This window comes from Nitrospira sp. Kam-Ns4a (genome assembly GCF_965152595.1).
The window spans coordinates 1,630,180-1,643,311 of the sequence record NZ_OZ224218.1; the positions used below are offsets into that span (position 1 = coordinate 1,630,180).

Annotated in this window: 12 protein-coding genes and 1 pseudogene; 5 read left to right on the plus strand and 8 right to left on the minus strand. The window is 64.9% G+C overall.

The window, feature by feature from the left end:
- Positions 1-61: 61 nt before the first annotated feature.
- Together ACWHYQ_RS08170 and ACWHYQ_RS08175 are read left to right on the plus strand one after the other, a co-directional pair.
- Positions 62-313 carry a hypothetical protein gene (locus tag ACWHYQ_RS08170; protein WP_447975198.1) on the plus strand — a complete coding sequence of 84 codons (252 nt, stop codon included), beginning with the start codon at positions 62-64 and terminating at the stop codon, positions 311-313.
- A gap of 108 nt (positions 314-421) precedes the next feature.
- Positions 422-940, plus strand: a complete 519-nt coding sequence (locus ACWHYQ_RS08175) for a DUF721 domain-containing protein (RefSeq protein WP_447975199.1) — start codon at positions 422-424, stop codon at positions 938-940.
- Between the two features lie 68 nt (positions 941-1,008).
- On the opposite strand, the gene gyrA is transcribed toward ACWHYQ_RS08175, so the two are convergent.
- From gyrA to hisS, 8 genes and pseudogenes are all read right to left on the minus strand, one after another.
- Positions 1,009-3,504, minus strand: a complete 2,496-nt coding sequence (gene gyrA, locus ACWHYQ_RS08180) for a DNA gyrase subunit A (protein ID WP_447975200.1) — start codon at positions 3,502-3,504, stop codon at positions 1,009-1,011.
- 79 nt (positions 3,505-3,583) lie between these two features.
- A complete protein-coding gene (gene gyrB / locus ACWHYQ_RS08185; protein ID WP_447975201.1) occupies positions 3,584-6,103 on the minus strand; it encodes a DNA topoisomerase (ATP-hydrolyzing) subunit B in 2,520 nt (839 codons plus the stop codon).
- A gap of 44 nt (positions 6,104-6,147) precedes the next feature.
- Positions 6,148-7,278, minus strand: a complete 1,131-nt coding sequence (dnaN, locus tag ACWHYQ_RS08190; protein ID WP_447975202.1) for a DNA polymerase III subunit beta — start codon at positions 7,276-7,278, stop codon at positions 6,148-6,150.
- A gap of 24 nt (positions 7,279-7,302) precedes the next feature.
- A pseudogene (dnaA, locus tag ACWHYQ_RS08195) lies at positions 7,303-8,645 on the minus strand (chromosomal replication initiator protein DnaA).
- Between the two features lie 393 nt (positions 8,646-9,038).
- On the minus strand, positions 9,039-9,305 hold the full coding sequence (locus tag ACWHYQ_RS08200; RefSeq protein ID WP_447975203.1) for a hypothetical protein: 267 nt from the start codon (positions 9,303-9,305) through the stop codon (positions 9,039-9,041).
- Positions 9,306-9,332: 27 nt separating this feature from the next.
- Positions 9,333-9,677: a DsrE family protein gene (locus tag ACWHYQ_RS08205; RefSeq protein ID WP_447975204.1), complete on the minus strand. Its 345-nt coding sequence runs from the start codon at positions 9,675-9,677 to the stop codon at positions 9,333-9,335.
- A 21-nt stretch (positions 9,678-9,698) separates the two neighbouring features.
- On the minus strand, positions 9,699-10,019 hold the full coding sequence (locus ACWHYQ_RS08210; RefSeq protein ID WP_447975205.1) for a DsrE family protein: 321 nt from the start codon (positions 10,017-10,019) through the stop codon (positions 9,699-9,701).
- 73 nt (positions 10,020-10,092) lie between these two features.
- Positions 10,093-11,370 carry a histidine--tRNA ligase gene (gene hisS / locus ACWHYQ_RS08215; protein ID WP_447975206.1) on the minus strand — a complete coding sequence of 426 codons (1,278 nt, stop codon included), beginning with the start codon at positions 11,368-11,370 and terminating at the stop codon, positions 10,093-10,095.
- Positions 11,371-11,521: 151 nt separating this feature from the next.
- Here hisS and ACWHYQ_RS08220 point away from each other — a divergent pair, with 151 nt between their 5' ends.
- From ACWHYQ_RS08220 to ACWHYQ_RS08230, 3 genes are read left to right on the plus strand one after another with little or no spacing between them, the layout of a single operon-like run.
- Positions 11,522-12,169 carry a DUF502 domain-containing protein gene (locus ACWHYQ_RS08220; protein WP_447975207.1) on the plus strand — a complete coding sequence of 216 codons (648 nt, stop codon included), beginning with the start codon at positions 11,522-11,524 and terminating at the stop codon, positions 12,167-12,169.
- Entirely contained in the window at positions 12,162-12,665 is a 504-nt protein-coding gene (locus ACWHYQ_RS08225; RefSeq protein ID WP_447975208.1) for an N-acetyltransferase family protein, read from the plus strand. The genes ACWHYQ_RS08220 and ACWHYQ_RS08225 overlap by 8 nt, the downstream gene beginning before the upstream one ends.
- Before the next feature lie 40 nt (positions 12,666-12,705).
- Entirely contained in the window at positions 12,706-13,116 is a 411-nt protein-coding gene (locus tag ACWHYQ_RS08230; protein WP_447975209.1) for a hypothetical protein, read from the plus strand.
- Positions 13,117-13,132: the final 16 nt, after the last annotated feature.

Here is a 13,132-nt window from a genome sequence, read left to right on the forward strand (position 1 = left end):
GAGCGCTGCCGCTTTGACGGCTCTGAGGCAAACCGCAGTAGCCGGTAAAATCGAGGTATGGATGTCGAAGCTCTCTCCCGTGGAAATGACCATCGGCCTTGAATCCCTTGAATCGCAGAAGCTCGATCCAGCGCAACTAGCCGGAGCCCAAAAGAATGATATGGATAAACTTGCAATCACGAACTCGATGTACGTCCGCTGGCTTACCTATCCAGCCAACAAGTCCGACGACAATTATTCCAGTGTGGACCTCACCTTTCAGGTGAACTCGGTGGAAGAATTCGCCCATGGTATGACTAATGAGCAGTGGTAGGGTGCGTCGGCACAAATGGTTGAGAATGGAGAACCCGGAGCTGCCCGCCCGTCGTCGCCCGCCGATTCCTCCTTGACCTCCCTCGGCCGCCCGCTTACCATCCCGCCTATGCGCTGCGGATCGTTCTTCCATTCGGTCACGTCTATCCTCCAGGACCTCGTGCACCGGTACGGGATCGAAACCAAGCTGCTCGAACGGCGGCTCCGCCGGTGCTGGCCGGAGATCGCCGGCGAAGTCATCGCCGCGCACACGCGCCCCGACCAGATCCGCTACAGGAAGCTCTATCTACTCGCGGACAGCTCGGCCTGGCTGCAGCACCTGACGTTCCTTAAGCCAGCCCTGATCGAGAAGGTCAACGCGACCGCCGGCAGCCCGGTCGTGACCGATCTCGTGTTGCGAGTAGGAGAGGTCGAGCAAGTCGAACTACCGAAGGCACCAGCCGCATCCGAGGGCGGCGCCGAGGAGGCCGGGCTGACGCCAGAGGCCCTGGCCGAGGCGGAGGCGCGCGCCGCGGCCGTCACAGACCCCGAGCTGCGGACGCGGCTGACGGCCCTGATGGCGAAGGCGCTGGGGCCGCGGTCGTCCCGGGACCAGCGATCGGTCCCTTCTTCTCAAAGGCCTCCTTGACCCCCGGCTCTCCCGCCAGGTACCGATGCAGCATCTCCGGCTCCGCCCAGGCGTCGTGCGTGACTCGGTTACCCGCTGTCGCCATCCGGTCCAGCGCCGTCGCCGTTCTCGGCGGCGCCCTCGTCCCGCTCCGAGCTTTCGGCCAGCCGGGCGACCGCGACTACGCGGTCATCCGGCTCGTCCAGGTCCAGGATGCGGACCCCCTGGGTGTTCCGGCTGGCCTCGCGGATGTCGTCCACGCGGCAGCGCAGCACCTTGCCCTTCGCCGCCATGATCATGATCTCGTCGTCGTCGCGCACCTGGAGGAACCCGACCGCGAGGCCGTTCTTCTCCGTGGTCTTCACGCTGATGATGCCCTTCCCGCCGCGGCCCTGGACGCGGTACTCAGTGACCGGGGTGCGCTTGCCGTAGCCACCCTCGGTGATCGTGAGGATCGTCGTCGTGGAGTCCGGGGTGATCGTCTCCATGCCGATCACCTCGTTCCCTTCCTCCAGCGTGATGCCGCGCACGCCCTGGGCAGTGCGGCCCATCGCCCGGACCTCGTCCTCCTTGAACCGGATCACGATTCCCTGTCGCGTGCCCAGCAGGATCTCCCGCTGCCCGTCGGTGATCTCCGCTCCGACCAGCTTGTCCCCCTCCTCGAGCGTGATCGCGATGATCCCACCCTGACGCGGGTTGCTGAAGGCCGACAGCTCGGTCTTCTTGATCACCCCCTTGCGGGTCGCCATGACCACGTAGCGGTCCTCCCGGAACTCCTTGACCGGCAACGTGGCAGTGACCTTCTCGTCGCTCGCGAGCGCGAGCAGGTTGACCAGCGCCTTGCCCTTGGCTGCCCGCCCCGCCTCGGGAATCTCGTGCACCTTCAGCCAGTACACCTTGCCGGCGTCCGTGAAGAACAGCAGGTAGTCGTGCGTGGACGCCGTGAACAGCGTCTCGACAAAGTCCTCGTCCTTGATCCCCATGCCGATCTTGCCCTTGCCGCCGCGGCGCTGCGCCCGGTAGAGGGATACCGGGTTGCGCTTGATGTAACCGGCGTGGGAGATGGTGACGACCACTTCCTCTTCGGCAATCAGGTCCTCGATGCTGATCTCTGCCTCTTCGGGCACGATCTGCGTCCGTCGCTCGTCCTGGTACTCCTGCTTGATCGCCAGCAGCTCGTCCTTGATGATCTTGCGGACCAGCGCCTCGCTCGCCAGCACCGACCGCAGGTACTCCATCCGCTTGAGCGTCTCCTGGTACTCCTCGACCAGCTTGTTCCGCTCGAGCTGGGTCAGCCGCTGCAGCTTCATGTCCAGGATCGCGTTGGCCTGGATCTCGGTGAGCCGGAACTGGCGGACGAGCCCCACTCTGGCCTCGTCCGGCGAGGCCGCGCGGCGGATGAGCTGGATCACCGCGTCCAGGTGATCCAGCGCGACCTTGAGCCCCTCAAGGATATGGGCGCGCTCCTCCGCCTTGCGCAGCTCGAAGGCCGTCCGGCGCACCACGACCTCGCGCCGGTGCTCGACGAAGGCCTGGAGGATCTGCTTGAGGTTCAGGACCTCCGGCCGGTTGTGGACGAGCGCCAGCATAATGACCCCGAAGGTCGTCTGGAGCTGCGTATGCTTGTAGAGCTGGTTGAGGATGACCATCGGGATCTCGCCCTTCTTGAGCTCGATCACGATCCGCACCCCTTCCCGATCTGATTCGTCCCGGAGGTCCGCAATGCCCTCGATCCGCCGCTCCTGAATCAGTTCCGCGATCTTCTCGAGGAGCTTGGCCTTGTTCACCTGGTAGGGGATCTCGGTGACGACCAGGCTCGCCCGGTCTGTCCGCGGATCGGTCTCGATCCCCACCCTGGCGCGCAGCGTGAGCAGCCCGCGACCGGTCTCGTAGGCGTCCTTGATCCCTTGCTTGCCGTAGATGAACCCGGCGGTCGGAAAGTCGGGGCCGGGGATCAGCGTCATCAGCTCGGCGATCGTGACGTCGGGCTCGTCGATGAGCTTGATGAGCCCGTCAATCACCTCGGCGAGGTTGTGCGTGGGGATGTTCGTTGCGTAGCCGACCGCGATCCCGCCGGCGCCGTTGATCAGCAGGTTGGGGACCTTGGCCGGCAGCACGAGCGGCTCGCGCGTGGACTCGTCATAGTTCGGGCCGAAGTCCACCGTGTCCTTGTCAATGTCCGCCAGCATCTCCCCGGCGAGCTTCGTCAGCCGGGCCTCGGTGTACCGCATGGCGGCCGGCGGGTCGCCGTCGAGCGAGCCGTAGTTCCCCTGCCCGTCCACGAGCGGGTAGCGCATGTTGAAGTCCTGCGCCATCCGGACGAGCGTGTCGTAGATCGCCGAGTCGCCGTGGGGATGGTAGTTCCCCATGATCTCGCCGACGATCTTGGCGGACTTGCGGTAGGGCCGGTTGAAGGCCAGCCCCATCTCATTCATGCCATAGAGGATCCGGCGGTGGACCGGCTTGAGGCCGTCCCGCACGTCCGGCAGCGCCCGCCCCACGATCACGCTCATGGCGTAATCCAGGTACGAGGAGCGCATCTCGTCCTCGATGGCGATCTGGCTCAGGCGTTCGTCAACCGGCATCTCTTCTCCCTGGCTAGCAGCACATCGCTGATAGGGAATAGCTCGGAGCCACTAGCTGCTCGCTGTTGGCTATGAGTCGCTACACGTCGAGATTGCGCACTTCCCTGGCGTGCGCCTGGATGAACTCCCGCCGCGGCTCCACTTCGTCGCCCATGAGGATCGAGAAGATCTCGTCCACCCCGGTCATGTCCTCGAGCTTAACCTGGAGCAGCGTGCGGGTCTCCGGGTTCATCGTCGTCTCCCAGAGCTGCTCGGGGTTCATCTCGCCGAGGCCCTTGTACCGCTGGATCGTCAGCCCCTGTTTGCCGACTTCCAGGATCGCGCGGACGAGCTCAGCGCTCCCGGCGTGCTCCGTCTCCGCCCCCTTCGCCTTCAGCTTGTACGGCGCGCGGCCCAGCCCGATGGACGAAGGTGCATATTTCTGCATCTCCCGGAACTCCGCCGACCCGACCAACTCGTGCGTCACCTCCAGGGTGTGCACGATCCCGTTGTTCTGCACCCGGCAGACGATCTTGTTGGACCGGTGCTCCTCGTCCTCCTCGATGTCGAGCGACAGGGTCGCTTTCGGGTAGGCGACGGCGAGCGCCTTCTTGGCGCTGGCCACGACCTTCTTGAGGGCCGCGGCGTTCTTGAGCAGGTCGCGGTCCAATGTCGGTTCGTCCACGAACGCGCGCAGGATGCCCGTCTCGTATTGCATCTTCCCGAACCGCGCGAGCAGCCCCTCGAAGGCGATCAGCTTTTTGAGGATCGGCAACAGCCGCCGGCCCGTCACGTAGCCCTGCGCGCTCTCGAGGTACAGCTCGACCTCCTCGACCGCGAGATCCGCGAGGTAGTCGTTCAGCGCGTTCTCGTCCTTCAAGTACCGCTCGGTCTTGCCTTTCTTCACTTTGAACAGGGGCGGCTGGGCGATGTAAATGTAGCCCTTCTCGATCAGCTCGACCATCTGCCGGTAGAAGAACGTGAGGAGCAGCGTGCGGATGTGGCTCCCGTCCACGTCCGCGTCGGTCATCAGGATGATCTTGTGGTACCGGGCCTTGGCGAGGTCGAAGCTCTCCTTGTCGTCCTTCGCCTTGTCGCCCTCCTCCCGGTCCTCCCGCTTGCGCCCGATGCCGGTACCCAGCGCCATGATGAGCGTCCGGATCTCCTCGCTCGAGAGCATCTTGTCGAAGCGCGCCTTCTCGACGTTCAGGATCTTGCCCTTGAGCGGCAGGATCGCCTGGAAGCGCCGGTCGCGCCCCTGCTTGGCGGAGCCGCCGGCCGAGTCGCCCTCCACGATGAACAGCTCGCTGTGCGCCGGATCCCGCTCCGAGCAGTCGGCCAGCTTGCCCGGGAGCGAGCTGCCGTCCAGGGCGCTCTTGCGGCGGATCAGCTCCTTGGCTTTCCGCGCAGCCTCGCGTGCCCGCGCGGCCTCGACCGCCTTCGCGACGATCTTGCGGGTGACGGGCGGGTTCTCCTCGAAGTAGGTCCCGAGCGCCTCGTTGACCGCGGCCTCGACGATCCCCTTGACCTCGCTGTTCCCGAGCTTCGCTTTGGTCTGCCCCTCGAACTGCGGGTTCCGGAGCTTCACGCTCACGACCGCGGTGAGGCCCTCGCGCACGTCGTCGCCCGTGAGCGACTCCGCGTCCTTCTTGAGCAGGTCGTTCGCGTTCGCGTAGGCGTTGATCGTCCGGGTGAGCGCGGCCTTGAACCCGACGAGATGAGTGCCGCCCTCACGCGTGTTGATGTTGTTGGCGAAGGAATAGAGGTTCTCCGCGTAGCCGTCGTTGTACTGGAGGGCGACCTCTAGGATCAGATCCTCCTTGCGGACCTCGATGAAGATCGGCTTGTGGAGCGGCGTCTTGGCTTCGTTCAGGTGCTCGACGAAGGACACGATGCCGCCCTTGTAGCAAAAGACCTGCTCCTTTTCGTGGACCATGTCCTTGAGCGTGATCGCGAGGCCCTTGTTGAGGAAGGCCAGCTCCCGGAGGCGCTGGGCGAGCACGTCGAAGCTGAACTCGGTGGTCTCGAAAATCTGCGGGTCCGGCTTGAAGGTGACCTTGGTGCCCCGCTTGCGGGTCTTGCCCGTCACCTTCAGCGGCGCCGTGGGCTTGCCCCGCTCGTAGCGCTGCTCGAAGACCTGCCCGTCCTGCCAGATCTCCAGCTCCAGCCACTCCGAGAGCGCGTTCACGACCGAGATGCCGACCCCGTGGAGGCCGCCGGACACGGTGTAGGCGCCCTGCTCGAACTTCCCGCCCGCGTGGAGCATGGTGAGGGCCACCTCGGCCGCGGACTTCTTCTGCGTCGGGTGCATGCCCGTGGGGATGCCGCGCCCGTTGTCCACGACCGTGACGCTCCCGTCAATCTGGAGCGTGACCTCGATCGTGTTGCCAAAGCCGGCCATGTGCTCGTCCACGCTGTTGTCCACGACCTCGTAGACGAGGTGATGCAGGCCATCGGGGCCGGTGCTTCCGATGTACATGGCCGGCCGCTTGCGGACGGCTTCGAGCCCCTCCAGGACCTTGATCTGGTCCGGGCTGTAGCTGTCGGACCTCGCCGGCCCCCTGGCTGCGTCGGGCTCGACAGCTTCCCCGGCTTTGCCGTCAGGTTCTTTCGTCACCATCAGCCTCCTCAACCCACCGCGCCGCGTCCCTCGTCCCTGCGTCGTCACACCTTGACTGGCATGACGACGCAGGTGAAGCCCGCGTTTCCCGGCTCCCGGATGAGGCAGGGGCTCAGCGGGTTCTCCATCTGCAGGGACACCGCGTCGCCGTCCATGATGCCCAGCACATCCAGCAGATAGCGGGCGTTGAAGCCGGTGGTCAGCGGCTCGCCATGGTACTGCGCGGCGAGCTCTTCGGTCGCCTCGCCGAAGTCGGGGTTACTCGAGAAGAGGGTCATCCGGCCACGCGCGAGCGTCATCTTGACCGCGTTCGTCTTGTCCCGCGAGAGGATCGAGACCCGCCGGAGCGCCCCCTCGAACTCGCCCCGCGCCACCGTCGCCCGCTTGTCCGGATCCCGGTCCTTCGGGATGACCTGCTGGTAGTTTGGGTAATTTCCCTCCATGAGCCGCGAGGTCAGCAGCAGGCCGCTCTTCCGGAAGATCATCAGGTTTTTCGTGAAGCCAAGCAGCGGCTCGCCGTCCCCCTCTTCGAGCAGCCGGCGCATTTCCTGGGCCGCCTTCTTGGGCACGATGGCCTTGATCTCCCGCGGCCCGTCCTTCGCCGGCGGGGCGGCGACGTCCTGCTCCGCGAGCGCGAGCCGATGGCCGTCGGTGCCGACCAGCCGCAGGGTCGTCTTCTTCTCGGCCAGGATGATCGTGACGAGGAGGCCGTTCAGGATGTACCGGGCGTCATTGTCGCCCACGGCGAAGAGGGTCTTCCGGATAAGGTCCGCCAGCCCCGCTCCTTCCACCGGGGTGAGCCCCTCCCGCTCGATCGCCGGCATGGCCGGATAGTCGGCACTGGGGAGCCCGACGATCTTGAACTGGCTTTTGCCCGCGACGATGGTCGCCCAGTTGTTCTCGTCCACGGTGAGGCCGATCTCGCCGTCCGGCAGTTCCTTGAGGATTTCGTAGAGCTTCCGCGCCGCGAGCGTGATCGAACCCGGCTCCTCGACGATCGCCTTATAGAGCCCGCGCATCCCGATCTCGAGGTCCGTGGCGAGGATGTCCACGCCCTCCGGCTTGGCTTCGAGAAGGATGTTCGACAGGATCGGCATGGTGTTCCGCTTCTCGACCACCCCCTGCACTCGCTGCAGCCCGGTCAATAGCTCGTCCCGTGCGATTCGTAGCTTCATTGGGCTCTCCCTCTGCGGTGGGTCCTACCCCTTGGTGATTTGTGCCTTCAGGCTGTCGAGCGTGGCCCGGAGGCCCGCGTCCGCTTCCTTGGCCTTCGCGATCTGCTTGCACGCGTGGATGATCGTCGTGTGGTCCTTGCCGCCGAAGTGGCGCCCGATCTCGGGGAAGGAGGCGTCCGTCAGCTCGCGGCAGAGGTACATGGCGATCTGCCGGGGGTGCACCAGCGTCTTGCTGCGCCGCCGCGACTTCAAGTCGGAGGTCCTGACGTGGAACCGCTCGGCGACGGCTTCCTCGATGTCGGTCATCGTGATGATCTTCTTCTTCTCGCCGATGATGTCCCGGAGCACGTTCTTGGCCATCTCCAACGTGATGGGATGCCCGGTCAGGGAGGAATAGGCGCCGAGGCGGACGAGGGACCCCTCCAGCTCGCGGATGTTGTGCTTCATGTTCTCGGCGAGGAACAGGATCACATCGTCAGGGAGCGCGACCCCCTCGTCTTCGGACTTCTTCCGCAGGATCGCGATGCGCGTTTCGACGTCCGGGGGCTGAAGATCCGCGATGAGGCCCCATTCAAACCGCGAGCGGAGGCGCTCTTCGATGTCCGGCATCTCCTTCGGGAACCGGTCGCTCGAGAGCACGATCTGTTTGCGCGCCTCGTAGAGCGTGTTGAACGTGTGGAAGAACTCCTCCTGGGTCCGCTCCTTCCCGGCGAGGAACTGCACGTCGTCAATGAGGAGCATGTCTATGTTGCGGTACCGCTTCCGCAGGTCAATCATCTTGTCGTAGCGGATCGAGTTGATGACCTCGTTGGTGAACTGCTCGGTCGTCACGTACGCGATCCGCAGGTCGGAGCGCTCCGCGACGTGGTTGCCGATCGCGTTCAGGAGGTGGGTCTTCCCGAGTCCCACGCCGCCGTAGATGAACAGGGGATTATAGGCCTGGGCTGGGCGCTCGGCGACCGCGAGACTGGCGGCGTGCGCGAATTGGTTGCTCGCGCCGACGACGAAGGTCCTGAAGGAGTAGCGGGGATTCAGGTTGGCTCCTCTGCGCGGACGGGGCGCGCCTGTCCCCCTCCCGCCTGCGGCCTGCTCCCCGATCACCTCCCCTGCACCGATCCCCTCCCTCCAGTGACAAAGGTCACCGGAACCCGGGGGCCACCCCGCGCCTCGGCGAGCGCCTCGGCGAGCAGCGGCCCGTAGTGCTGCGCCAGCCACTCGCCGAAGAACTTGTTCGGCACCTCAATCCGTGCGATAGTGTCGTCAATTGCTTCGAGACGGGCTGGGACAAACCACGTCTCGAACACCTGTCTCGGTACCTTCGCGCTAATGTACGCCAGGGCCTGGTCCCAGAGGACTTGGGCCTCCATGAGCGAGCACCTCCAGTTATACACAACTTTATAAACAGCTGTTGATAACTAGCCGCGTGAAGGGACTATCCCCAGATCAGCACCAGCTCCCACCCGGATCAATCTTCTAACTAATTGAATTATAAAATACTTTCTTGTATAAGGCCAGCCACATGGTCTTAAAGGGGCCTTCCGCACACCACCCGCGCCCCCTCTTCCCCATGCTTGCGGAGGCGGACTGGGGCTTTACCCCCAGGAAATCCATCCGCTGCACGACTTCTCCTTGCCCTTTAGTGTCCTGCCGTTCGTTCCAATTCCCACCGTTCACAGGGCTTACGATTGCTCCTACTGCTCCGGATCTTCTTTCTCCATAGGATCCTGTTCGGAGAGGACCTCTGGCATCGGCGCATGACGCTACAGCGCCACGACCACATCTGCGCCAAAAATCATCGTCAGCATCTCGCCGTAAGACAAGCTCGAAGCAGGTGGTGACACGTGACGCGCAACCGCATCCTCGCTCAGGACATAGACTTCCGATGCAGGAAGCTGCTGGGGGTCGAGATGCACGGCATCCTGGAGGAGAATCACCTGGGTTCGTTCGTCCGCTGGTACGGGGCGAGGAAGGAGCATCTGGGCAAGGTCCGGCGAGGCCTTTGTCAGGAGATAGAGTCGCGTGCGCATAACGAGAGTCCCGAGGCGGTTTCCTCGTCAAAACACCAGGACACGATCGGCCTTTCCGACAAAGGTCGCAAGTTCGGGAAGCGAGGCCTCCCTGATGGCAAAAGCGCGATCGAGACCGTACTGAGCCAGCGCGCCTGTCGGAACGAGAAAGGGAATCTGGAGTTGCTGGAGCGAGGGGCGATATTTCTCGAGGATGTCCGCATCCTGCACTTCATCGATGTCCTCGGCAAGGAGGAGCGGAGCGTGATCCAGCAGCACGACCGTGAGCGGGTTATCCCCCGCCCCCAGTCCCAGCGCGATGCGCAGCGCCTCGACGGCACGGTGTGTCTTGCGGGGATCGGCGCGAATGACGAGGACGATGCTCAGGGCCATAGGTTTCCTGACAGGCTCTACCTAGTTAAAGGCGATAAAGCGGTCGCATCCAGTGATCATGTTCGAGAGGACGACAAGACCGCAGAGGCTGATCTCCTCCGGAAGGCCCTCCGTCGAAACCGAATGTTGCTGACAGCCATACGCGCAGACGAAGAGCTTCGCTCCATCGGAGGACAGCCGGGTCAGCCGACTGTCGCGCAGGTTTTTCACGCCCTCGTCAATGAGGTACAGGTAGACATCCACATTGGCACGCAGAGCTTCCTGACAGAGATTAGCCACAGTGATGATGTTTGGATGGGACGGAGGGGTGGAGAGCAGGACGCCAAGTTTCTTTTTCTCCATGGAAATCCACAGGATAGGGTTATTAAAAAGTTATTGAAATTTCAAGCTATTTACTCTTTTTTGGGGAGGAATGTCAAACAAAAAAATCGGGCTCCGCTGGGGGCTCGCTGAGGCGGGCGCGGAGGGAGGTGGGAGGTTCGAAAAGCGGGCGCTCCTCCTGCTTCTTGCTGTGCATATCACGGAGGAGAACCATCCCTTTGGCGACCTCGTCGTCCCCCACGATGAGGGCATAGGAGGCACCCAGGCGATCCGCCTGGCGGAGGTGGGCCTTGAGCGTAGACGCGCGGTAGTGCATGTCCGCCCGCACTCCAGCCTCGCGGAGCATGTAGAGCAGCCGCAACGCGGCCGGGCGGCCCTGATCGCCGAATCCCGCGACATACACGAGGCGAGGTCGTGGCGGGACAGACGCCTCGGGCAGCATCAGCGCGACGCGCTCGAGACCCACTGCGAACCCGACCCCTGGAGTTGGAGGTCCCCCGAGGGCTTCGACGAGCCCGTCGTACCGGCCTCCGGCCCCGACCGCGTTCTGGGCGCCCAACTGGGTGGACGTAACCTCGAAGGCCGTGAGCGTGTAGTAGTCGAGGCCTCGCACCAGGCGTGGGTTCTCGACGACTGGAATCCCGAGGCCGGCGAGCCCTTCGAGCACCTCGCGGTGGTGCCGCCGCGAGGCCTCCCCGAGGTGGTTGGTCAGCAGCGGCGCGTCCGCCGTCGCCGCCCGGCACCCGGGGTTCTTGCAATCAAGGACCCGCAGGGGATTGGTGTCCATCCGCCGCTGGCAGTTCGCGCACAACCGGCTCCGGCGGTCGGTAAGGAACCCGACCAGGAGCGACCGATAGCCGGCTCGGTCCTCGGGAGTTCCAAGACTGTTGACCTCGAAGGCAAGCCCGGGCAGCCCCAGATCGCTCAGGAAGCGCCAGAGGAGAGCCATCACCTCGACATCGGCGAGGGGGCTCGGACTCCCGAACGACTCGACCCCGAACTGATGGAACTGGCGGAGCCGCCCCGCCTGGGGACGCTCGTGGCGAAACATGGGACCGAGGTAGAAGTATTTCTGGCCAGGGGCTGTCGCGAGGTTGTGCTCAATGTAGGCTCGGACGACGCCCGCGGTTCCCTCGGGCCGCAGCGTGAGGAGCTTTCCGTCCCGATCCTCGAAGGTGTACATCTCCTTCTCGACGATGTCGGTCGTCGCGCCGATGCTGCGCGCGAACAGCTCCGTCGCCTCGAAGATCGGGATTCGTATTTCCTCGAAGCCGTACAGAAGAGAGAGGCGGCGGGCGGCGGTTTCGATCGCCTGCCACCGGGGGATCTCCTCCGGCAGGATGTCCTTGACGCCCTTGATGCCGCGGATCATCGATCGCCCGCTCCGATCCTCGCCGGCGCGGCGAGAGATTGACGGGCACTATAGCGCCCGAAATTTCCGCAAGTCAACGCGCGTGGCCGCGCCCGTGAATGCCGCCGCGGAATCTGCTAGACTGGGGCCCGCGCCCGGGAGGAGGACCCCGATGCCCTATCCGCACCGTCTCAGACGCTACTTCCTGACCGGCCTCCTCGTCCTCGTGCCTGCCTGGGGCACGCTGCTCATCATGGAGACCCTCTTCACAGCCCTCGACGGGTTGATCGCGGACCTCGCGGGCCTTGCGGTCAAGTCCGATGTCCCGGGGCTGGGGCTCGTGATGCTCGTGCTGATCATCCTCTCGGCCGGCGCGATCGGCGCTCATCTCCTTGGCCAGCGAATCCTGCGCGCGGCGGATGAGCTCATGGAGCGGATCCCCCTCGTGCGCAGCATCTACGTGACGCTCAAGGGCATGACGGACCTGTTCAACTTCCGCAGCCGGTTCGGCGGAAGCCCGGTGGTCGTGTTCCCCTTCCCGCGCGACGGGCTCTGGGCGCTGGGCTTCGCGATGGGGCTCGCGCCCGATGCGCTCCAGGTCTCCCCAGCGGGCCCGCTCATCACCGTGTTCGTGCCGACGGCCATCCATCCATTCACGGGCTACCTGGCGTTCATCCCCAGGGGACAGGTCATCCCCGTGAACCTGTCGCCCGAGGACGCGATGAAGGTGGAGTTCTCCGCCGGCCTCTTCCGCCCGCGGGCGGGGTGGCTGACCCGGCGCACGCCGGAGGGGCCAGACCGGGGTGGCGCCGATGCCTGACCCGATCACCGTGCGCGACGCCCGTCTGGGTGACCTCGATGTCCTGGTCGAGTTCAACGCGGCCATGGCGCTGGAGACGGAGGGCCGGTATCTGGATCGCGGGAGACTGCGGGCTGGGACCCTCGCGGTGCTGGAGTCGCCAGGACGGGGCTTCTATCGCGTCGCCGAGCTGGTGCAGGAGGGCGGCGGGCGGGTGGTCGGGCAGCTCCTCATCACCGCCGAGTGGAGCGACTGGCGCAACGCCGCCTTCTGGTGGCTGCAGAGCGTGTACGTCCATCCGGACTGGCGCCGCCGCGGCGTCTACCGGAGTCTCCATGAGTCGGTCCTGCGCGACGCTCGCCGGCGGCCGGACGTCTGCGGCGTCCGCCTCTACGTGGATCGGGACAACCGGATCGCGCAGACGGTCTACACCCGGGTGGGCCTGCGCCGGTCGTCCTACGTGATGTTCGAAGAGGATTTCGTGCTGGATACCGGCGCGCGCCGAGTGGATCCATGAGCCGGCGGCCGGTGCGATGGGGAAGGGAAAGAGGTACCGGATGAGGAGACAAACGGGGAACCAAGCGAGGCTGGCGGCACTGGGCCTGACGCTGAGCCTCGGCCTCGGCGTCGTGACCGGCTGCGCGTTCAGCCGGGGAAACGTGGGCGATGCGTTCAGTGACGAGGCCGTGGCGGCGATCCGCAGGGGCGAGACCACGCGGGCCCAGGTCGTGGCGAAGCTGGGGGCGCCGGATCGCATCGTGGCGGCCAATGGGCGGGAGATCTTCCAGTACTACCGCTACGACCTGAAAGCCAGCAGCCTACTCTTGATCCTCGTGAACTTCAGCCGCTTCAACATCAGGAGCGACGACCTGTACGTCATGTTCAACCAGCAGGGTGTGGTGGATGAGGTGGTGTTCGGCAAGCGCACGGATCGGATGGAGTTCCAGTGGTGGCCGTTCGGCGAGTGACCGCGCCGCCGGGTGG

Excerpts from the sequence above, each read along its gene's own strand:
- ACWHYQ_RS08230 (WP_447975209.1), top strand. The coding sequence starts at position 12,706 with ATGAGGAGACAAACGGGGAACCAAGCGAGGCTGGCGGCACTGGGCCTG.
- hisS (WP_447975206.1), bottom strand. The coding sequence starts at position 11,370 with ATGATCCGCGGCATCAAGGGCGTCAAGGACATCCTGCCGGAGGAGATC.
- ACWHYQ_RS08200 (WP_447975203.1), bottom strand. The coding sequence starts at position 9,305 with ATGCGCACGCGACTCTATCTCCTGACAAAGGCCTCGCCGGACCTTGCC.
- gyrB (WP_447975201.1), bottom strand. The coding sequence starts at position 6,103 with ATGGTGACGAAAGAACCTGACGGCAAAGCCGGGGAAGCTGTCGAGCCC.
- ACWHYQ_RS08170 (WP_447975198.1), top strand. The coding sequence starts at position 62 with ATGTCGAAGCTCTCTCCCGTGGAAATGACCATCGGCCTTGAATCCCTT.
- dnaN (WP_447975202.1), bottom strand. The coding sequence starts at position 7,278 with ATGAAGCTACGAATCGCACGGGACGAGCTATTGACCGGGCTGCAGCGA.
- ACWHYQ_RS08175 (WP_447975199.1), top strand. The coding sequence starts at position 422 with ATGCGCTGCGGATCGTTCTTCCATTCGGTCACGTCTATCCTCCAGGAC.
- ACWHYQ_RS08220 (WP_447975207.1), top strand. The coding sequence starts at position 11,522 with ATGCCCTATCCGCACCGTCTCAGACGCTACTTCCTGACCGGCCTCCTC.
- ACWHYQ_RS08225 (WP_447975208.1), top strand. The coding sequence starts at position 12,162 with ATGCCTGACCCGATCACCGTGCGCGACGCCCGTCTGGGTGACCTCGAT.
- ACWHYQ_RS08210 (WP_447975205.1), bottom strand. The coding sequence starts at position 10,019 with ATGGAGAAAAAGAAACTTGGCGTCCTGCTCTCCACCCCTCCGTCCCAT.
- gyrA (WP_447975200.1), bottom strand. The coding sequence starts at position 3,504 with ATGCCGGTTGACGAACGCCTGAGCCAGATCGCCATCGAGGACGAGATG.
- ACWHYQ_RS08205 (WP_447975204.1), bottom strand. The coding sequence starts at position 9,677 with ATGGCCCTGAGCATCGTCCTCGTCATTCGCGCCGATCCCCGCAAGACA.